This window comes from Pseudomonas sp. 22515, from assembly GCF_052044625.1.
Classification (GTDB): domain Bacteria; phylum Pseudomonadota; class Gammaproteobacteria; order Pseudomonadales; family Pseudomonadaceae; genus Aquipseudomonas; species Aquipseudomonas alloputida.
Map to the genome: position 1 here is coordinate 122,710 of NZ_JBQENN010000005.1, position 19,062 is coordinate 141,771.

The window sequence follows — 19,062 nt, forward strand, 5'->3', positions numbered from 1 at the left end:
TATCTGTCCCCATTCTTGACGCGCCATCTTTGAGTGCACGCCAGTCGCTGCAAGGTTATGTATGTCAAAGCATTACTGAAATATCTATTGGCATAGCTGTTGCTGATGGCCATTTAACGGGCAAAACGCCATTGATGGCTTAAGGCCCTAAGGCCGCAAAAGAGGCTTAAGCCAATGAAAACACCTGCTGCGAGTCACGCGTCCAGACGCGTGTTCCATCTGTCCTCCGTCACGGCACTGATGATCAGCCTCGGGTTGATCACGGCCATGGCAGCCCCCCTCGACGACAACAGCATGCCACCGCCGACCGACCCTTCGGCCTACACCGACCAGCCGGACGACCCGACCGCTGCCTTGCTTGAGCTGAACACCATGCCGGAGGCCAACGAAGGCTCGCTGGAGCTGACCGATGGCGCGTATGGCGACCGCAACACGGTAGGCACCGACAACGTGCTGCCGCCGGCCCTGCAAACATCGGACAAGTACCCTACCAACGGCAAACCCAGCCCGTTGTTCGGTGCGCAACCTTTCACCCAGCAACTGTTGCTGTTCGAAGAATTCGGACCAGAGAAGCTCGACCCGACTACGCCGGTGCCCGATCTGACCTTCCCGGTACCGACCCTCGGCGCGGCACCCGCGCAAGACCCCAACGTGGTGGCACGCAGCGGCCCCAGTGGCAACGCACTGGAAGCGTTCCTCAAGCAACCCGGCCTGTACCCGTTTCCGACCCAGTACGCCAACGTGCTGGACCGCAACCCATGGAAGGCGCAGATCGAGATGTTCCTCAACCGCCAGCCGGTCGGCTCGCCCGCTGAAGGCCGGCCACCAGGAAAAGGCTGGTCGCACCAGCGCTGGAACGAGTTTTACCCGCAGGCAGCGTTCAAGACCGCCCAGGCCGGTGCGCGCATCAACCTCGGCCTGCGCGACCGCAAGCAACTGCACAACTATGCCGTCGGTGAATTTGCCCCGGGCGGCCTGTACTACCAGACCTCCGACATTCCGACCACGCTGGGCACCACCAAGGGCATCGACACACGCTTCCATCCGAACATGCCGCTGCAAAACCACAAATCGCTCTGGACCTTCGACGGCACCTTCCCGCCCAAACTGCTGATGGTGCGCTACGGCCAGCCAATTCTGATGCGCCATTACAACGCCCTGCCGATTGACCCCTCGGCCAACGGTGGCTTTGGCCTGCATACCATCTCGACCCACGAGCACAACGGCCACTCGCCGGCCGAAAGCGACGGCTTTGCCAACGCGTACTTCTTCCCCGGCCAGTACTACGACTACCGCTGGCCGGTGCAGCTGGCCGGCTACGACACCATCAACACCCGTGCCCAGGACCCGCGTGCAGCTTTCCCCTGCTCGCCGGGTGAAACCTTGTTCGTCAACGATGGTTCACCGGGCCTGAAAACCTGCGAGAACGGCAGTATCAAGATTCGTGGCGACTGGCGCGAAACCATGAGTACCCACTGGTTCCACGACCACATGATGGATTTCACGGCGCAGAACGTCTACAAGGGCAACGCCGTGATGATGAACTACTACAGCGCCCTGGACCGCGGCAACGAGGCCCTGCAGGACGGTGTCAACCTGCGCTTCCCAAGCGGGTCAGCCATGCCTTGGGGGAACCGTGACTATGACGTCAACCTGGTGATTGCCGACAAAGCCTGGGATGCCAATGGCCAGCTGTGGTTCAACCCGTTCAACACGGACGGCTTCCTCGCTGACCAGATTCTGGTCAACTGGCAGTACAAGCCCAGGCTCAAGGTGCGTGCGCGCAGTTACCGCTTCCGTCTCCTCAACGGCTCGGTGTCGCGCTACTTCAAGTTCGCCGTGGTGCGGGAGATTGCCGGTACCAGTGGTGAGTTCAAAGGCCCATCCGGCTCCAACCTGTCGTATGCGCGGGTGCCGTTCCACATGATCGCCAACGACGGCAATATCATGGAACACGCGGTGCCATTCGACGGCACGATGGACCTCAATGGTGACGGCAACCTGCAAGACAACAACGGCGTCTTGCCGTTGCAGGCCATTGCCGAGCGCTACGACATCATCATCAACTTCGCCAAGAACGGCATCAAGGCCGGCGACAAGCTGTACTTCGTCAACCAGATGGAGCACGACTCCGGCAAAGGTCCGAATCAAGCTATCCCGTTGGCCGACGTGCTGTCGGAAAAATACAAGGCGGTAATCAAGCAGACCAGCAAAGGCCCGCAGTGGGACAACGGCGACCCGGCTGTCGGCAAGTTTCTGCAACTGTGGGTGCAACCGTACACCGGCCAGGACCTGAGCATGGACCCGGTAGCCTATGAGCCGGCCAAGCCAGGCAAAGCTGCTGGCCTGAAAATGCTGCCCCTGCCCATTGACCGCGACGCCGCAGCCGACCAGGCCAAACTCAAGGATGCCCGCCACCGCGAGTTCATCTTTGGCCGCTCTGACGGTACGGACACCACCCCGTGGACCATCAAGACCGACGGCGGCTTTGGCTACAGCATGGACCCGCGCCGCATCAGTGCCGCGCCGCAATTGGCCAACCAATCCACCGACGGTGGTTTTAGCGGCGACGGCACCCTGGAAGTGTGGAAGATCGTCAACGGCGGCAATGGCTGGAGCCACCCGGTACACGTGCACTTCGAGGAAGGCGTGATTCTTAGCCGCGACGGCAAGGCCCCGCCAGAATGGGAAAAATGGGCGCGCAAGGATGTGTACCGTATCGGGTCGGAACCTGATTCGTCCGAAGAGGTGGAAATGGCCATCCGCTTCCGCGAGTTCGCCGGCACCTACATGGAGCACTGCCACAACACCCAGCACGAGGACTCTTCGATGCTGCTGCGCTGGGACCTTGAACACCCGGGGCAGTTCCAGGTGATGCCCACCCCGCTGCCAGGATGGGATGGCGTGCGTTACATGGCCTCGGTAGGCCTGCCAACGTTCCGCACCAAAATCGATGACGACAATGACGACCCGGCCAACAAACCACCTGTCGTGGCCAATGACAGTGCCGCAACGACTGCAGGCAAGGCGATCACCCTGAACGTGCTGGCCAACGACAGCGACCCGGACGGCAACGTACCGCTCACGGTCACCGGCCTCAGCCAGCCAGACTCCGGCCAGGGAGCCGTCAGCACAGACGGCACCACCGTGACGTACAACCCACCCGCTACGGTCGCCACGCCGTTCACGGCCAGCTTCAATTACACGGCGCGTGATACCAAGGGAGCCGAGTCGGTGACCCCGGCCACGGTCAGCATCGCCGTAACCGCAGCAGCGGCGGCCGACGAGCTCAAGGTCACCAGTGCCACGGTGCAGGTACGCAGCGGCAACCGTTTCACCTGGGATGTGCAGGGGACTACCACGGTCGCCACGGGCAACAGCATCAGCGTGACTGCAGCAACCACTGGTGGTCCGGTAAGCCTGGGGAACGCGACGCTGACTGCCACGACCACGGGGGCCCGTTGGCGGGTAGCGGTGACCACCACCGGCTTTGGCCCGGCCACGCCAGCGACGGTCACGGTGAAATCGACGCTGGGCCAGACGGTGACAGCGCCAGTCACATACAAGTGAGTGCAAAGCGGGGCCGCTATGCGGCCCCCATCAGCCAACCCACGAGGACCGCATCATGCCCAGCTCATGGCGTTTCCTGCTGGTACTCGCGTTGTTCGCCGCCAGCATTCCGTTCTGGCCGCTGCAACCCCAACGAACGGTGGCCGAAGCAGCGGCCTCTCCCTGGGGGGCCAGCTATTTCCCCAACATCCCCTTGCTCACTCAGGACGGCGAAAAAGTGCATTTCTTCGACGACCTGATCAAGGACAAGGTGGTCGCCATCAACTTCATCTTTACCGGCTGCTCCGACTCCTGCCCAGTGGAAACCGCTCGCCTGCGCCAGGTACAGAAAATCCTCGGTGACCGGGTCGGCAAAGACATCTTCCTCTACTCCATCAGCATCGACCCTTATAACGACACCCCCGCCACCCTCAAGCGCTATGCCGAAAAGTTCGGCATCGGCCCAGGCTGGACCTTGCTGACCGGCGAACCCGACGACATCGAGCAACTACGCCGCAGCCTGGGGTTGTGGATCGATGGCCTGGAAAACGGCCGCTCAAAAGACCACAACCTGAGCCTCATCATCGGCAACCAGTCCACCGGCCGCTGGATGAAAGCCTCACCTTTCGAAAGCCCGTACATCCTTGCCGACCGCCTGGGCAACAGCCTGCACAACTGGAAGCAGGCCAGCGCCATGAGCAATGACTACGCTCAGGCTCCGCAAATCCGCTCACCCAGCAGCGGCGAGCAGATATTCCGTACCCGCTGCTCGTCCTGCCATACCGTGGGCAACACCGAGCCAGGCCAGCCAGGCATCGGCCCCGACCTGCTGGGCGTGACCCGTCAGCGTGACGCCAACTGGCTGGCCCGCTGGCTCAAGGTGCCCGACCAGATGCTGGCCGAAAAAGACCCCTTGGCCATGCTGCTGTTCGAACAATACAACCGCCTGGCCATGCCCAACATGCGCTTGGGCGATGCCGAAGTCAGTGCATTGATGAGCTACCTCGAAGAGGAAACGGCTCGCTTGCAAACACCCATGGCTAATAGGGAAATCCCCTAAAGGCTATTGGCCACCAGTCATCAGGCTGTCATCTTATTGTCGTATTTTCCGAGCATTACCCAGGGTCGGGAACTATCAGCAGTGATTCGCCGTTCGCTTTCCTCCTCCAGCCTTCTGCGACTGCTGATCCTGATGCTCTGTGCAGCGACCCTGGCCTTTCTCTGGGGGCTGCACGTCACGCAGAAAGCCACCGCCCGACAGGGTGCACTGTCGGCCAAGGCCGTCGAGCACCTGAACCTGGCCAGCATCGTGGGCGAAAACCTGCGACAGCTTGTCGACCGCGCCCAGGCGGTGGGTCGTGTTACCCAGGACGACATGAACGCGCGGCGCCAAGGCAACTTCAGCCTGGTACCCAGCCTGGCCGCAGACCCAGTGTTCAAGCGCTTGAGCCTGTACGACCGACAAGGCCGGCTGCTAGCGGCCAGCCACACCGATGAGGCCGCCGAGTTGCCGGCAGACTGGTTGCACCAACTGCAGCGGCACATTGACCGCTACGGTTTCAAACCTTTCCTGCCGAGCATTCAGCCTGTCAGCCAAACCGCTGCCCTGCCCACTGGGCGCCTGCCCTTCCTGCTGCCGTTGACCAATTCGACCGGCCGGGAAATCGACAACCTTTTGGTGGTGCAATTGGACGTCGGCTACCTGGCGGTGCTGTTCCAGCCTATCGACCTGGGCAACAGTGGCCTGGTGCGTCTGCTGCAGGATGACGGCCTGGAGCGGCTGCGCATCGACAACAGCGGCGTGGTGACTGCGGGCGACCTATTGCAGCCACCGCTGCCGGTGCTAAACACCGAAGCAGGCATGCTGACCCAATACATAGCGGGTGATGCCTACCAAAGCTTGTACCGCCATGTACCCGAGCACGGCTTCAGCGTGGTGGTCAGCCAGCGCCAGGCAGAAATACTCGCACCCTCGACGCTGGCCTATTCCCGGCAGTTCTGGTTGAACCTGAGCATGACCCTGATGATCCTGGCCAGCCTGCTATGGACCTTGCGCCTGCTACGCAAGCGCCAGGAGGCCTTCGACGCGCTGGAACATGCCCAGCAGGTCAATCAGCAACTGATCGTGCGCCTGGAGGACGAACACCGGCGCAGCAGCCACGCCGCCGCCACGGACCACCTCAGCGGCCTGCACAACCGCCGCCAGTTCGTCGAAGTGGCCAGCCAGGCGCTGACTCGGCAACGTGGCAAGCGCCGACTGATGGCGATTCTGTTCATCGACATGGACCGTTTCAAGTCGATCAACGACTCGCTCGGACACAAGATTGGTGACCTGCTGCTACAGGCTGTGGCCGGGCGTATCCAGCGCCTGCTGGAGCCCGGCGACGAGGCTTCGCGCTTTGGCGGCGACGAATTCGTGGTGCTGCTGGCCGGCGAGCGCAGCGAGGAACAGATCAACGCCTGGGTCCACGAACTGGTGCAGAAACTATCGGCCGCGTACGCCCTGGATGGCCAAGAGGTCAACACCAGCCCCAGCGTAGGGGTGAGCATCTGCCCGCGTGATGGCCAGGACATCGACAGCCTGATACGCAGTGCCGATGCTGCAATGTACTCGGCCAAGCAGGCTGGACGCGCGCAGTATCGCTTTTTTGACCCCTCGCTGAACCTGGCCGATATCCAGGCTTTCACCCTTGAGCAAGCGTTCGGCAGTGCCTTGGCCGAACGCCAGTTCGTGCTGCACTACCAGCCACAGATGCGCCTGGACACCCACCAGGTGCTGGCCTACGAGGCGCTGGTGCGCTGGGACCACCCTGATTTCGGCCTGCTGTACCCGGACCGCTTCATCGGCCTGGCCGAGCGCAGTGGTTTCATTGTCGAACTGGGTTGGGAGGTCATTCGGCTGGCCTGTGAAGCCTTGTCGAGCTGGAATGCCCAAGGCCGCAAGACACGGCTGGCCGTCAATGTCTCCGCCCTGCAGCTGCGTCAAGCCGATTTCGCTGACCGGCTGCTGAGCAAATTGCAGCATCATGGCATCGCGCCCCAGCAGCTGGAGCTGGAAATTACCGAAACCACCATCCTCGACCCCGAAAGCACGGCGTTGACGCACCTGCATACGTTGCGCGGCGCAGGTTTGGGTATCAGCCTGGACGATTTTGGCCGTGGCTACGCCGGCTTTGCCCACCTGCATTCACTGCCCCTGAGCAAGCTGAAGATCGATCGTTCGCTGATCGCGGCGCTGTCCAACAGCCATGACGACAGCCCGATCGTGTCCTCCACCATCATCCTGGCCAAGCGCCTGGGCCTGGAAGTGGTGGCCGAGGGGGTGGAAACCCGTGAACAGGTGGTGTACCTGAAGCTTGCCGGCTGCGATATCGCCCAGGGCTACCACTTCAGCCGGCCACTGTCGCTGCCGCAGCTGTGGGTTTACCCGCCCTTCAACGGTATCGAGGACAAGGCATGCGTGTACTGAGCGCAACGGCAGGCTTGCCGATGGCGTTGGGCAAGGACAGGCAACGCATTTCGGTTTATCGTGTACCGATCACACACCGACACCCGCACCATGACCGATATCGAGCGCTACCTTCGCGCCGCCACCCGTGACAACACCCGGCGCAGCTACCAGGCCGCCATCGAGCACTTCGAAAGCCATTGGGGCGGCTTTCTCCCGGCCACCGCCGAGAGTATCGCCCGCTACCTGGCCGATCATGCCGACCAGCATGCAGTCAGCACCCTGCGTCAACGCCTGGCCGCGCTCAGCCAATGGCACGTCGCCCAAGGTTTCCCCGATCCGACCAAGGCGCCGTTGGTACGTCAGGTGCTACGCGGCATCCGCACCCTGCACCCGACGCCGCCCAAGCAGGCTGCCCCGCTGTTGTTGCAACACCTGCAAACCGCTGTAGCGTGTTTTGAAGAAGAAGCCCGACAAGCCCGCGAGTACCATGACTTGGCAGCCCTGCGCCGGGCTCATCGTGACAGCGCCTTGCTGTTGCTGGGTTTCTGGCGTGGTTTTCGCGGCGATGAGCTGGCACGCCTGCGCATCGAACACATTCAGGCGCAAGCCGGTGTCGGCATCACGCTTTTCCTGCCGCGCAGCAAGGGCGACCGCGAAGCCTTGGGCGTACAGCACCGCACCCCTGCCCTCAAGGCCTTATGCCCTGTCACTGCCTACCTGCAATGGCTTGAAGTCGCCGGTATTGCCCATGGCCCGGTGTTCCGCAAACTCGACCGCTGGGGCAACCTTGGCGACAACGCGCTCAACAGCAACAGCCTGGTGGGCCTGCTGCGGCGCATGCTGGAACGCGCCGGGGTGCCGGCGGCACTGTATACCGGCCACTCACTACGGCGTGGCTTCGCCACCTGGGCCACGGCCAATGGTTGGGAACTGAAGTCGCTGATGAGCTATGTGGGCTGGAAAGACGCCAAGTCGGCGCTGCGCTACATCGACTCGGCGCAGCGTTTTGGCGATCTGGCCGTGCTACCGGCCAGTCAGGTGCAACCGCTTATTCCTTGAAGCTGTACTTGGCGACGCCGCCAATTTCCGGGCGAATGGCATACAGGTCGCCAGCGTCCGGATAATGGTGCAGGTCTTCTGGCGTCATGTCGTAACGCGCGGTACTGATGTACAAGGTGTTCATCCCGGGCCCGCCAAAGCAGCAGCTGGTGGGGCACGGTACTGGCATCAACACCTGGTCGGTCAGGTGCCCGTGGCGGTCGTAGCGCAGCAGGCAGCTGCCATGGTACTGGCACACCCACAGCCCGCCTTCGCGGTCCAGCGCCAGGCCATCCGGCCGGCCCAGTTCGGCGGGGGTTTCGGCAAACAGCATAACAGCGCCCAGCCGGCCTTCGATGAGGTACTCGGCGCGGTAGATCGCACGCGCCGCCGAGTCGACGAAGTACACCGTGTGGCCGTCCTGAGACCAGGCAAGGCCGGTGGGCAAAGCCATGTCATCGTGAATCACCTGGTCGCTCAATTGCCAGTCAAAGCGAAAAAGCGCCCCGGTATTGCCGCTGAGGGCCTCGTCCATCAGGCCGGTGACGAAGCGTCCCTGAGGGTCGCAGGCGCCGTCGTTGAAGCGGTAAGTCGAGCGCGGATGGACCGATGCCGAATGCTGGCTCACCTTGCGTGTTGGCACATCGAAGATGGCCACGCTGGCATCCTCGGTGAAAATCAGGTTACCCCGGTCGGTCAGCGCCAGGGCGCCAATGCGCGCGGCAGACTCGTAAAGGCAATCGACTTCGCCATCAGGTGCCAGGCCGTTGATGCGCCCGCCAGAGATATCGACAAAGTACAGCACGCCACTGCGTTCATCCCAGACCAGGCTTTCACCAAGGTCCGCGCGCGTGTTGGCCACTTTGACCGGCACGTAATTGCATTCCTTGATGCGGCGCCAGCGCTCGGCCACCTGCACACGGCCGAGGTCCCGAGGGTAGCTGACACTGCTGTATTCGTTGAAGCGCGTGGCGATGTGCTGGCTAATGCTGGTGCGCAAGGTGCAATCAGTGGGATGGCACAGCGCACCGGCCAGATGAGTAACGGGCATTTCTGGCTACCTTCAATTCTCCTTTCTTACGATATCAACAAAAAAATCAATGACTTAATATTAAAAGCATGCAACTTTGATATCCCATGGATATCACCGCTGAGTCGCCACGCTGCAGGATTGCTGGATGATCGAAACACGTTTGCTCAGGCAGTTCATCGCCGTGGCCGAAGAGCTGCACTTTCACAAGGCCGCCCAGCGCCTGCACATGGCACAACCACCGCTGAGCCAGGCGATCAACCGGCTCGAGGAAAAGCTCGGTTTCGGCCTGCTTCTGCGCAACAAGCGCGGGGTGCGCCTGACCGCAGCGGGTGCAGCGTTTCTCGACACCGCCTACCGCACGCTTGCTGAACTGGAACAAGGGATCGAGTACGCGCGCAGCGTTTCGGCGGGGGTCAGCGGCAAATTGACCATCACGGCCATTTCCATCGCCTATTACGACTCGCTGCTCAACCGCTTGCGCCGCTTTCGGGAGACTTATCCGAACGTGCAGCTGACCATCCGCGAGATGCCATCCGCCTCCCAGGCCAAGGCCTTGCTGGCCGGTGAGGCGGATATCGGCTTCATGCGCAGGCTTCCGCTACCAGCCGGCACCCTGGAGGCACGCTTGCTGCTTGACGAGCAGATCGTCATGGCGCTGCCTGCCAGCCACCCCAAGGCGCAGCACGAGGCCGTCGACTTGCGCGAGTTTGCCGATGAGGACTTCGTGTTCACCCCACAAGCGCTGGGCGGCGGCTACCACGCACAGTTGGTTGCGTTGTGCGAATCGGCCGGGTTCTACCCCAAGGTCGTGCAGGAGGCGGCGCAGATCCACACCCTGCTGGGTCTGGTGGCTTGCGGCTTTGGCGTGGCCCTGGTGCCGGAGTCGTTCGTCCGCTCGACCCCGCGCGAACGCGTGCGGTTTTGCCCAATCCGCCCTATTGATGACCAGCCCGCCCCAGGGCTTGGGCTGTACATGAAATGGAGCGCCCAAAATACTTCGCCAGCGCTGGCCAACTTCATTGCCATGTTCGAGACGCAGCAATAAGGCCATTTCTACAGGGTGTTCAGCCTCGCTTCGCGCAGCGCCACAGCCGGCCGATATCACAAGCCCTGGCCTGCAACAGCTCGGCAGCATTTGCACACGCCTGCTCCAGGTTCATCGGTCCACTGGCCAGTGCAAATGCAGCGTCGACCCCATGGGCATACAACTGCTGATACCCCTCCCCCAAGGTCCCGGCCAGTACCACCACCGGCACGCCATGGCGCTTGGCAACCCGCGCCACCCCCATCGGAGTCTTGCCGCGCAGTGTCTGGGCATCGAAACGCCCCTCGCCCGTCACCACCAGATCTGCCCCTTGTGCCAGGGCGTCAAGGCCAGCCAGCTCAGCCACGACTTCCACCCCAGGGCGGAACTGCGCGTCCATGAATGCCCGGGCAGCGAAGCCCATGCCACCGGCCGCACCACAACCAGGGTAATCGCGCACATCCGCGCCCAACAGCAGCGCACAATGGTCGGCAAAATGATTCAGCGCGTGGTCCAGCGCCTCCACTTGCTGCGGGTTGGCACCTTTCTGCGGGCCGAAGATCGCCGATGCGCCGTTGGCGCCACACAAGGGGTTGTCGACATCCGCCGCGACTTCAAACTGCACCCCGGCCAGGCGCGGGTCGAGGCCGCTGGCGTCGATATGGGCCAGCTTGGCCAAGGCCAGGCCGCCCTCTTCCAGCGCTTGCCCGTCAGCATCCAGCAGGCGCAGGCCAAGCGCTCGCAACATGCCACTGCCGGCATCGTTGGTGGCGCTGCCACCGATGGCCAGCACCACACGCCGGGCGCCGGCGTCGAGGGCTGCGGCAATCAGCTCGCCGGTACCCCAGGTGCTGCTGCGGCAAGCATCGCGCTGGCCTGTTGGCACCTGTTGCAGGCCACTGGCCTGGGCCATTTCGATGATTGCGGTGCGACTTTGCGGCAACCAGCCCCAGCCGGCCTCGACGTGCTCCCCCAATGGCCCGCGCACGGACTGGCGGCGCAGTTCACCCTGGCTGGCGGCCAGGATCGCCTCCATGGTGCCTTCGCCACCGTCGGCCATTGGGCACTCGACCAGTTCAGCCTCGGGCCACGCTTCGCTCAGGCCCGCAGCGATGGCGCGGGCGACACCGGCAGCGTCGAGGCTGTCCTTGAACGAGTCGGGGGCAATGACGATCTTCATGGGGTTTCTCCTGTCCTGATGAGCGGCATGCTGACAGGTGGCTGCCCAGGTGGCCTCGGTCAAATGCACAAAACGCCGGCCGGGTTGTTTGGGCAGATGCCTTTTTGCCTGTTCTGGCCCAATCGCCGGCAAGTGAATACTTCAGTCAGCGGGCAACAGCTGCAACCCCAGATACAAGCTAAGCATCCCTTCCAGGCGCAGCGGGTCGACCTCACTTAGCTCGGCTATTCGCTCCAGTCGATAGCGCAGGCTGTTGCGGTGGATGCCCAGGGCATCGGCACAGGACTGGCTCTGGCCGTCATGTGCACACCAGGCGCGCAGGGTGGTGAGTAACTGGCCACTGCTGTCCTTGGCGCGGATGCGCTGCAACGGCTCCAACAGCTCGTCCAGCGCGTCGTCGTTACGGTGGCGCCACAGCAGCGCCGGCAGCCGGTAGCGCTGCAGGCTGAGCAATCGTTCGCTGGGCAACACTTCGCGGCCATAGGCCAGCAAGTCACGCACCCGGCGGTAACCACGGCGTAACTGCTCCAGGCTCTGCGCTGCACTGCCCAGGGCCAGTCGCTCAATGTCCCAGCCGTGGCGTTGCAGGCGCTCCAGCAGGCGCAGTTCATCCAGTGCCACGCCTGCCGGGCGGCACCACAGCAACGACTGGCGGGCCGGGCTGACGCACCAGCTATCCGGATAACGGCTCATCAACCATGCGGCCAGCGCCTCGGCAGGTGGCCCCGACGTAATCTCGAACAGGCACGGTATCCGCGCCAGCTGAGGTTTCAAGCCCAACTGACGGGCTTCGTCCAGCAAGCGCGGCGAGTTACCGCTGCCGCCGAGCAATAGCGCCAGCAGGTCGTCACAGCGCTGCCTTCGCCATTGCTGGTCAGCCTGTAAATTGCGTTGGGCCAGCAGCATTTCGGCGGTCATGCGCACCAGCTCGCCATAGGTGCGCACCTGCTGCGGGTCGCCGGTCAGGCCCAACACGCCCATCAGCCGCCCATCGAGCATCAATGGCAGGTTCACGCCGGGCTGCACGCCCTTCAGGCACTTGGCCGCGTCGGTATCCAGTTCGACGATCCGGCCATTGGCCAAGACCAGCTGCGCCCCCTCGTGACGGGTGTTGATGCGCTCAGGCTCACCACTGCCCAGGATCAACCCTTGGCTGTCCATGACATTGACGTTGCAAGGCAAGATGGCCATTGCCCGGTCAACGATATCCTGCGCCAGGTCATGGTCGAGTTCGAACATTGCGGGGTCCTTTAGGTGTTTGGCTTTTGGGCTCGGGCACAGCAGCCTGGGCCAAGCGCTGTGCAAAAGCACAAAGACAGGCTAGCCGCAGTCCCCGAGACTCGTCAGGGCGAGCGCCGGAACAGGCGACGCGGCGAAAACCATAACAACAGAGAACCCGATCATGGCACACAGCCCCGCCCCTGACCAAGGCACGGACACCACCCGCAACGCGCTGTACCGGCGCATCACCTTGCGGCTGATTCCGTTCATTTTCATCTGCTACCTGTTCAACTACCTGGACCGCGTCAACGTCGGCTTTGCCAAGCTGCAGATGCTCGACGCCCTTAAATTCAGCGAAACGGTGTACGGCCTTGGCGCCGGCATCTTCTTCATCGGCTATGTACTGTGTGGCCTGCCAAGCAACCTGGCCCTCAATCGCTTCGGCCCACGGCGCTGGATCGCGCTGATGATGATCGCCTGGGGCAGCCTGTCCACCTGCCTGCTGTTCGTCACCACCCCTACCGAGTTCTACACCCTGCGCCTGCTCACCGGCGCTGCCGAAGCCGGCTTCTTCCCGGGTGTGGTGCTGTACCTCTCGCGCTGGTTCCCGGCGGCCCGGCGCGGCCGCATCATGGCCCTTTTCATGTCGGCGATCCCGGTATCGGGCCTGCTTGGCGGGCCGTTCTCCGGCTGGATCCTCGAACATTTCGCCGCCGGCCAGCACGGCCTGGCCGGCTGGCAGTGGATGTTCCTGATCCAGGGCCTGCCGACCGTGGCCTTGGGCGTACTGGCGGTGTTCCTGCTCAGTGACGGCTACCAGAAAGCCGCCTGGCTGAGCCCGGCTGAACGTCAGCTGATCGCTGCCGACCTGCAGGCCGATGCTGCAAGCAAACCGAGCACCACCAGCGACAGCGTGCTGGCCGTGTTGACCAACCCGCTGATCTGGACCTTCGGCTTCGTCTACTTCTGCATCCAGAGCGGTGTATACGCGATCAACTTCTGGCTACCCTCGATCATCAAGAGCATGGGCTTCGACAACCCGCTGCTGATCGGCTGGCTCAGCGCCATCCCGTACCTGCTGGCAGGTGTGTTCATGATTCTTTGCGGGCGCTCGGCTGACCTGCGCAGCGAGCGCCGCTGGCACCTGGTGGTGCCAATGCTGATGGGCGCCGTCGGCCTGCTGATTGCGGTGAACTTCGCCGGCAACCCGAGCATTGCCATTCTTGGCTTGTCGATCGCCACCATGGGCGCGCTTACCGGTTTGCCGATGTTCTGGCCAATGCCGACTGCGCTGCTCAGTGCCGGAGCCGCCGTGGCAGGTCTGGCGATCATCAACTCGGTAGGCCAGATGGCGGGGTTTCTCAGCCCATACCTGGTCGGGTTCATCAAGGACCAGACCGGTTCAACCGATGCCGCACTGTATACGCTCGCCGCGTTGATCGTATTGGGTAGCCTGGTGGCCTTGCGTGTAACGCGAGCGGGTTCGCTGAGTACTGCACGGGTGAGTTGAGGCATTCGCAGGCTTGCCCACGCCCACAGGTTTCAAGCCTGTGGGCGCAGGCCTGCCTGCAATGATGCCCACCCAAGCCACACCAAATCCACACCCGCCACCGATCGTCAGCTCAACGCATCCCCTTCCCGCCCCAGGCGTCAAATGGTTCCAAAGGCCCCTTTGGAGAAGCCCCATGACCCAGTACGCCGTGGCCCGCTTGGCCCAGCTCGACGAGCACCGTCCCCTGCGCGTCCAGGCCGGCAACGAAGAACTCATCCTCATCCGCCAAGGCGATCAGGTACACGCCTACCAGGGCAACTGCCCCCACGCAGGCGCCCCCCTTGATGAAGGCGTGGTTTGCGGCGGTTTGCTGGTTTGCCCTTGGCACAAAGCTGCGTTCGCCGTTGACGATGGCGTGGTCTGTGAGCCGCCTGCACTCGCCGACCTGCGCCGCTACAAGGCGTGGATCAAGGGCGATGAAGTCTGGGTCGATGACCAGCCCCTGTCGGCAACCGAACCGCCCAGGCACAGCGATGCCCGCTGTTTTGTGGTGGTCGGCGCCGGGGCCGCCGGCAGCGCCGCCGTCGCCACGCTGCTGGCTCATGGCTTCGCGGGCAGGCTGGTATGGATCGACCAGGAGCGCCAGCCGGCCTACGATCGCACAGCACTGAGCAAATTCGTGATTGCCGGGCAGATGCCGCCCGACGAGGTCCCCGCGCTGCTCGAAGCCGACGCCCTGCGCAAGGGCCAACTGCAGCGCAAGCACGGCAAGGTGCGCACCCTGAACAGCCAGAAGCGCCAGGTCACCCTCGCCGATGGTCAGCAGATCGATTACGACGCCTGCCTGCTGGCAACCGGCGGTAAAGCACTGCGCCCCGACATTCCCGGCGCCGACCTGCCCGGGGTGTTCACCCTCCGCTCACTGGAAGATGCTGCACAGTTGCTCGACGCAGCCGAGCCTGGCCAACCGGTGGTCATCGTCGGTGACGGCTTCATCGGCCTGGAGGCAGCCTCGGCATTGCGCAAGTATGGCGTGCAGGTGCACGTGGTCTCGCGCCACGAAGTCCCTCTGGCCCGACAGTTGGGCGAGCGTATCGGGCGCTGCATTCGCGCGCTGCATGAACGAAAAGGCATCACCTTCCACGGCCCCACCGAGGTCGAGCGGATCGAAGGCCAGGACAAGGTCGAAGCGGTGCAACTGGCCAATGGTGAACGGCTGCAGACCCCCTTGGTCCTGCTCGGCACCGGGGTAAAACCCGCCACCGCGTTCCTTCAAGGGGTGCCGCTTGGCGAAGACAAATCGGTGAGGGTCGACGCCGAAATGCGCGCAGCTGACGGTTTGTGGGCCGCCGGTGACATTGCCACGTTCCCGCTCTCGGGGCGCCCGGTGCGCATCGAGCACTGGCGCCTGGCCCAGCAACACGGGGTGATCGCCGCCGCCAACATGCTTGGCGAACAACGCCGTTATGCCGATGTACCGTTCTTTTGGACCTACCAGCATGGCCGTACCTATGAAGTGCTAGGCCATGCCAGAGACTGGAACCGGATCGAATTCGTCGGTGACCCGGAAAACGGCGATTTTGTTGCCCTGCAGTGTGTGGATGAACGCGTCGAGGCCGTTATCGCCAAGGGTTACTCCGATGCCATGGCGACGCTGTCGCAACGCCTGAAGCGCCCCTTGAGCCTGCAGGAGGCTTTGGCGCTCATTGGCTGAGGGGTGCCTTTCAATGCATCCAGGTTGTGTGTAAAACAGGCAGGTCAGCTGACTGCATAAGGACCCACGCGCATGATCTACCGCCCCCTCGGCCACAGTGGCCTGCAGGTTTCCGCCCTTACCCTGGGCAGCATGATGTTCGGCGAGCAGACCCGTACCGAGGATGCCCTGCGCATCATCGACAAGGCCTGGGACCAAGGCATCAACTTCATCGACACCGCCGACGTTTACAACGCCGGGCGCTCGGAAGAAATCGTCGGTGAAGCCGTGGCGCGCCATCGCCATGACTGGGTCATCGCCAGCAAGGTCGGCTTCGGCCCGGCCGACGGCCTGCCCAACCGCAGCGGGTTGTCGCGCAAGCACATCTTCAATGCCGTGGATGCCACACTGACCCGCATGGGCATGGACTACCTGGACATCTACTACCTGCACCGCGAAGACCACAAGGTACCGCTGGAGGAGACCGTGCAGGCCATTGGCGACTTGTTGCACCAGGGCAAGATCCGCTACTGGGGGGTGTCCAATTTCCGTGGCTGGCGCATTGCCGAGGCCTGCCATGTTGCCGAGCGCCTTGGTGTGCCCAGGCCGGTAGTCAGCCAGCCGCTGTACAACATCGTCAACCGCCAGGCCGAGCCCGAACAGCTCACGGCCGCCGCCGCCCATGGTCTGGGCGTCGTACCCTTCAGCCCGCTGGCCCGGGGCGTGCTCAGTGGCAAGTATGCGCCGGGCGCGGTGCCGGACGCCGGCAGCCGCGCTGGGCGGCAGGACAAACGCATCATGGAAGTGGAGTGGCGCCAGGAGTCGCTGACCATTGCCCGGCAGATTCAGACGTACGCAGAGGCCAAGGGGGTGGGTATTGTCGAATTCGCCATTGCCTGGGTGTTGAATAACCAATGGGTCAGTTCGGCGATTGTCGGGCCGCGGACCGAGGAGCAGTGGGATACCTATGGCGGCGCATTGGCGGTGAAGATTACCGCGGAGGATGAGGCGTTCATCGATTCGTTGGTAACGCCAGGGCATGCGTCCACGCCGGGCTTCAATGACGTGGCGCATTATGTGAGTGGGCGGCTGGCGCGCAGCTGACGCATTGGGGAGCCCTGAGCCGGGCTCCCGGTCCCCCCTTTCCCCAATCACCTCGGTATCGTGCGCACCATTGGTTTTCCACCTCTGGAGCTGCAATGAAACTCTTGCAACCGCTGCAAATCGGCCCACTCACCCTGCCCAACCGCGTATTCATGGCCCCCCTCACCCGCCTGCGCAGCTTGGAGCCGGGTGATGTACCCACCGCGCTGATGGCCGAGTACTACCGTCAGCGCGCCAGTGCTGGCCTGATCATCACTGAAGCCACGCAAATCTCCTTCCAGGCCAAGGGCTATTCTGGCTCGCCCGGCATTCACAGCGCCGAACAGATCGCTGCCTGGAAGCACATCAACCAAGGCATCCATGCCGATGGCGGCCACAGCGCCGTGCAGGTGTGGCACACCGGGCGGGTGTCGCATACCTCGCTGCAACCTGGCGGCGAGGCACCCGTGGCCCCTTCGGCGCTGCCGGCGGACGCACGCACCACCCTGCGTGACGCGCAAGGCAACCTGACGCGCGTGGAAACCTCCGCACCCCGGGCGCTCAGCGAAGCGGAGATCGCTGACATCGTCGCTGACTTTGGCCAGGCCGCGATCAATGCCTGTGAAGCCGGTTTCGACTTCATCGAGTTGCACGCCGCCCACGGTTACCTGCTGCACCAGTTCCTCACCCCCAGTGCCAACCAGCGCGAAGACCGCTACGGCGGCAGCGTTGAAAACCGTGCGCGCATTGTGCTGGAGGCGGTGGATGCGGCCATTGCCAACTGGAGCGCCGACCGGGTCGGTATTCGCGTGTTCCCGCTGGGTGGTTTCAATGGTGTGGACAATGGCGAAGACCAGGAGGCCGCCGGCCTGTACCTGATCCGCGAACTGGCCAAGCGCAACCTCGCCTACCTGCACCTGTCCGAGCCGGACTGGGCCGGCGGCAAGCCACTGCGTGACGAGTTCCGCCAGGCCATTCGCGCCGCCTACCCCGGGGTGATCATCGCGGCCGGTGCCTATACCGCCGAGAAAGGCGAAGACCTCATCGGGCGGGGTTTGATCGATGCCGTGGCGTTCGGGCGCGCCTACATTGCCAACCCCGATCTGGTGGAGCGTCTGCGGCTGCAAGCGCCGCTGAATGAGCACCGGGCGAAGTTCGATTATGCCAATGGGCCTGAAGGGTATACGGATTATCCGTTCCTGAAGCAGGCTTGATGCAAAAACGGGCGCTCTTGCGGGCGCCCGGTTTTTGTCGTGTCAGCCCAGTTCAGCCAGCGCCTGCGCGGCATAGGCATGTGACCGCTGCCGCGCCAGCGGGTCATGGATGCGGCAGTCGATCATCAGCTCGTCCGCCCCGGTCTGCTCGATCAGCGAGCGCAGCCCTTCCCTCACCCGTTCAGGCCCTCCGGCTACGGTGCAGGCCATCACCTGCTCGAGCACGGCGCGCTCGTGGTCCGGCAAGCGTTCGATGTAACCCTCTTGCGGCTTGGGCAGCAAGCCAAAGCGCCCGACATGCAGGTCCAGCATCCACTTGCGGTGGGAGCTGGCCAGGTAGTCCGCCTCAGCATCGCTGGCAGCGGCGAACAGGTTCATGCCAACCATCACATACGGTTTGGCCAGTTGCGCGGAAGGCTGGAAGTTGGCGCGGTAATGGGCAATGGCCTGCAGCAGGTAACGCGGGGCAAAGTGCGAGGCGAAGGCATAAGGCAGGCCCAGCTTCGCCGCCAGGTCAGCACCGAACAGGCTGGAACCGAGGATCCACACCGGCACATCGTGCGCACCCGGTACGCCGCGCACCCGGCGTTTGCCGTTGTCCGCCAGGTAATCACGCAGCTCGGCGATGTCCTGGCTGAAATCTCGCTCTGGCGCGGCGCCGCGCAATGCACGCACGGTCGGCCCGGACGTGCCTGGCGCACGGCCCAGGCCCAGGTCGATACGGCCCGGGTGCAATGTATCGAGGGTGCCAAACTGTTCGGCCACCACCAACGGCGCATGGTTGGGCAGCATGATGCCGCCAGCCCCCACACGAATGTGTCGGGTGGCGTTGGCGATTTCGTTGATCACCAGCGAAGTGGCAGCCGAGCCAATGCCCGGCATGTCATGGTGTTCGGCGATCCAGTAGCGGCGGTAGTGCTGTTGCTCGACATGCCGCGCCAGCTGGCGGGATTCTTCGATCGCATCGGCGAAGGTCTTGCCTTCGCCGATCATGACCAGATCCAGTACGGACAGTGCAGTCATGGGGTCTCCAGAGGGATTATCAGTGGCTGCCAGTTTCCATGCTGCGCCGCCAGCGATAAAC

The 19,062-nt window shown here is 63.3% G+C and carries 13 protein-coding genes; 9 read left to right on the top strand and 4 right to left on the bottom strand.

Features of this window, described 5'->3' with window-relative positions; all coding sequences use genetic code 11:
• Positions 1-174: 174 nt before the first annotated feature.
• The 4 genes from ACTJJN_RS07315 to ACTJJN_RS07330 all read left to right on the top strand — a co-directional run bounded on the left by ACTJJN_RS07315 (position 175) and on the right by ACTJJN_RS07330 (position 8,059).
• Complete coding sequence (locus ACTJJN_RS07315; protein WP_440781160.1) at positions 175-3,570, top strand: Ig-like domain-containing protein; 3,396 nt, start codon at positions 175-177, stop codon at positions 3,568-3,570.
• A 55-nt stretch (positions 3,571-3,625) separates the two neighbouring features.
• Positions 3,626-4,609, top strand: a complete 984-nt coding sequence (locus ACTJJN_RS07320; protein ID WP_004374374.1) for an SCO family protein — start codon at positions 3,626-3,628, stop codon at positions 4,607-4,609.
• Between the two features lie 81 nt (positions 4,610-4,690).
• A complete protein-coding gene (locus ACTJJN_RS07325) occupies positions 4,691-7,018 on the top strand; it encodes a putative bifunctional diguanylate cyclase/phosphodiesterase (RefSeq protein WP_440781161.1) in 2,328 nt (775 codons plus the stop codon).
• Between the two features lie 60 nt (positions 7,019-7,078).
• A complete protein-coding gene (locus ACTJJN_RS07330; protein ID WP_440781162.1) occupies positions 7,079-8,059 on the top strand; it encodes a site-specific integrase in 981 nt (326 codons plus the stop codon).
• Here the strand turns inward: ACTJJN_RS07330 and ACTJJN_RS07335 are convergent.
• Positions 8,049-9,089, bottom strand: a complete 1,041-nt coding sequence (locus ACTJJN_RS07335) for an SMP-30/gluconolactonase/LRE family protein (RefSeq protein ID WP_440781163.1) — start codon at positions 9,087-9,089, stop codon at positions 8,049-8,051. The two genes, ACTJJN_RS07330 and ACTJJN_RS07335, sit on opposite strands and share 11 nt — an antisense overlap.
• Positions 9,090-9,216: 127 nt before the next feature.
• On the opposite strand from ACTJJN_RS07335, the gene ACTJJN_RS07340 reads away from it, so the two are divergent.
• Positions 9,217-10,116, top strand: a complete 900-nt coding sequence (locus ACTJJN_RS07340; RefSeq protein ID WP_012052346.1) for a LysR family transcriptional regulator — start codon at positions 9,217-9,219, stop codon at positions 10,114-10,116.
• Positions 10,117-10,135: 19 nt separating this feature from the next.
• Here ACTJJN_RS07340 and ACTJJN_RS07345 read toward each other — a convergent pair whose 3' ends face one another.
• Both ACTJJN_RS07345 and ACTJJN_RS07350 read right to left on the bottom strand, forming a co-directional pair.
• Positions 10,136-11,275, bottom strand: a complete 1,140-nt coding sequence (locus ACTJJN_RS07345; RefSeq protein ID WP_440781164.1) for a glycerate kinase — start codon at positions 11,273-11,275, stop codon at positions 10,136-10,138.
• Between the two features lie 141 nt (positions 11,276-11,416).
• Positions 11,417-12,514: a sugar diacid recognition domain-containing protein gene (locus ACTJJN_RS07350; RefSeq protein ID WP_440781165.1), complete on the bottom strand. Its 1,098-nt coding sequence runs from the start codon at positions 12,512-12,514 to the stop codon at positions 11,417-11,419.
• A gap of 163 nt (positions 12,515-12,677) precedes the next feature.
• Between ACTJJN_RS07350 and ACTJJN_RS07355 the strand changes: the two genes are divergently transcribed.
• From ACTJJN_RS07355 to ACTJJN_RS07370, 4 genes are all read left to right on the top strand, one after another.
• Positions 12,678-14,006 carry an MFS transporter gene (locus ACTJJN_RS07355; RefSeq protein WP_440781166.1) on the top strand — a complete coding sequence of 443 codons (1,329 nt, stop codon included), beginning with the start codon at positions 12,678-12,680 and terminating at the stop codon, positions 14,004-14,006.
• Positions 14,007-14,181: 175 nt separating this feature from the next.
• Complete coding sequence (locus tag ACTJJN_RS07360) at positions 14,182-15,702, top strand: apoptosis inducing factor family protein (RefSeq protein ID WP_047602854.1); 1,521 nt, start codon at positions 14,182-14,184, stop codon at positions 15,700-15,702.
• A 72-nt stretch (positions 15,703-15,774) separates the two neighbouring features.
• Positions 15,775-16,785, top strand: a complete 1,011-nt coding sequence (locus ACTJJN_RS07365; protein ID WP_274083506.1) for an aldo/keto reductase — start codon at positions 15,775-15,777, stop codon at positions 16,783-16,785.
• A gap of 95 nt (positions 16,786-16,880) precedes the next feature.
• Complete coding sequence (locus ACTJJN_RS07370; RefSeq protein WP_047602856.1) at positions 16,881-17,978, top strand: alkene reductase; 1,098 nt, start codon at positions 16,881-16,883, stop codon at positions 17,976-17,978.
• Between the two features lie 42 nt (positions 17,979-18,020).
• On the opposite strand, the gene ACTJJN_RS07375 is transcribed toward ACTJJN_RS07370, so the two are convergent.
• On the bottom strand, positions 18,021-19,001 hold the full coding sequence (locus ACTJJN_RS07375; RefSeq protein WP_012052353.1) for an LLM class flavin-dependent oxidoreductase: 981 nt from the start codon (positions 18,999-19,001) through the stop codon (positions 18,021-18,023).
• Between the last annotated feature and the right edge of the window lie 61 nt (positions 19,002-19,062).

Excerpts from the sequence above, each read along its gene's own strand:
- ACTJJN_RS07320 (WP_004374374.1), top strand. The coding sequence starts at position 3,626 with ATGCCCAGCTCATGGCGTTTCCTGCTGGTACTCGCGTTGTTCGCCGCC.
- ACTJJN_RS07340 (WP_012052346.1), top strand. The coding sequence starts at position 9,217 with ATGATCGAAACACGTTTGCTCAGGCAGTTCATCGCCGTGGCCGAAGAG.
- ACTJJN_RS07335 (WP_440781163.1), bottom strand. The coding sequence starts at position 9,089 with ATGCCCGTTACTCATCTGGCCGGTGCGCTGTGCCATCCCACTGATTGC.
- ACTJJN_RS07315 (WP_440781160.1), top strand. The coding sequence starts at position 175 with ATGAAAACACCTGCTGCGAGTCACGCGTCCAGACGCGTGTTCCATCTG.
- ACTJJN_RS07350 (WP_440781165.1), bottom strand. The coding sequence starts at position 12,514 with ATGTTCGAACTCGACCATGACCTGGCGCAGGATATCGTTGACCGGGCA.
- ACTJJN_RS07365 (WP_274083506.1), top strand. The coding sequence starts at position 15,775 with ATGATCTACCGCCCCCTCGGCCACAGTGGCCTGCAGGTTTCCGCCCTT.
- ACTJJN_RS07345 (WP_440781164.1), bottom strand. The coding sequence starts at position 11,275 with ATGAAGATCGTCATTGCCCCCGACTCGTTCAAGGACAGCCTCGACGCT.
- ACTJJN_RS07360 (WP_047602854.1), top strand. The coding sequence starts at position 14,182 with ATGACCCAGTACGCCGTGGCCCGCTTGGCCCAGCTCGACGAGCACCGT.
- ACTJJN_RS07375 (WP_012052353.1), bottom strand. The coding sequence starts at position 19,001 with ATGACTGCACTGTCCGTACTGGATCTGGTCATGATCGGCGAAGGCAAG.
- ACTJJN_RS07370 (WP_047602856.1), top strand. The coding sequence starts at position 16,881 with ATGAAACTCTTGCAACCGCTGCAAATCGGCCCACTCACCCTGCCCAAC.
- ACTJJN_RS07355 (WP_440781166.1), top strand. The coding sequence starts at position 12,678 with ATGGCACACAGCCCCGCCCCTGACCAAGGCACGGACACCACCCGCAAC.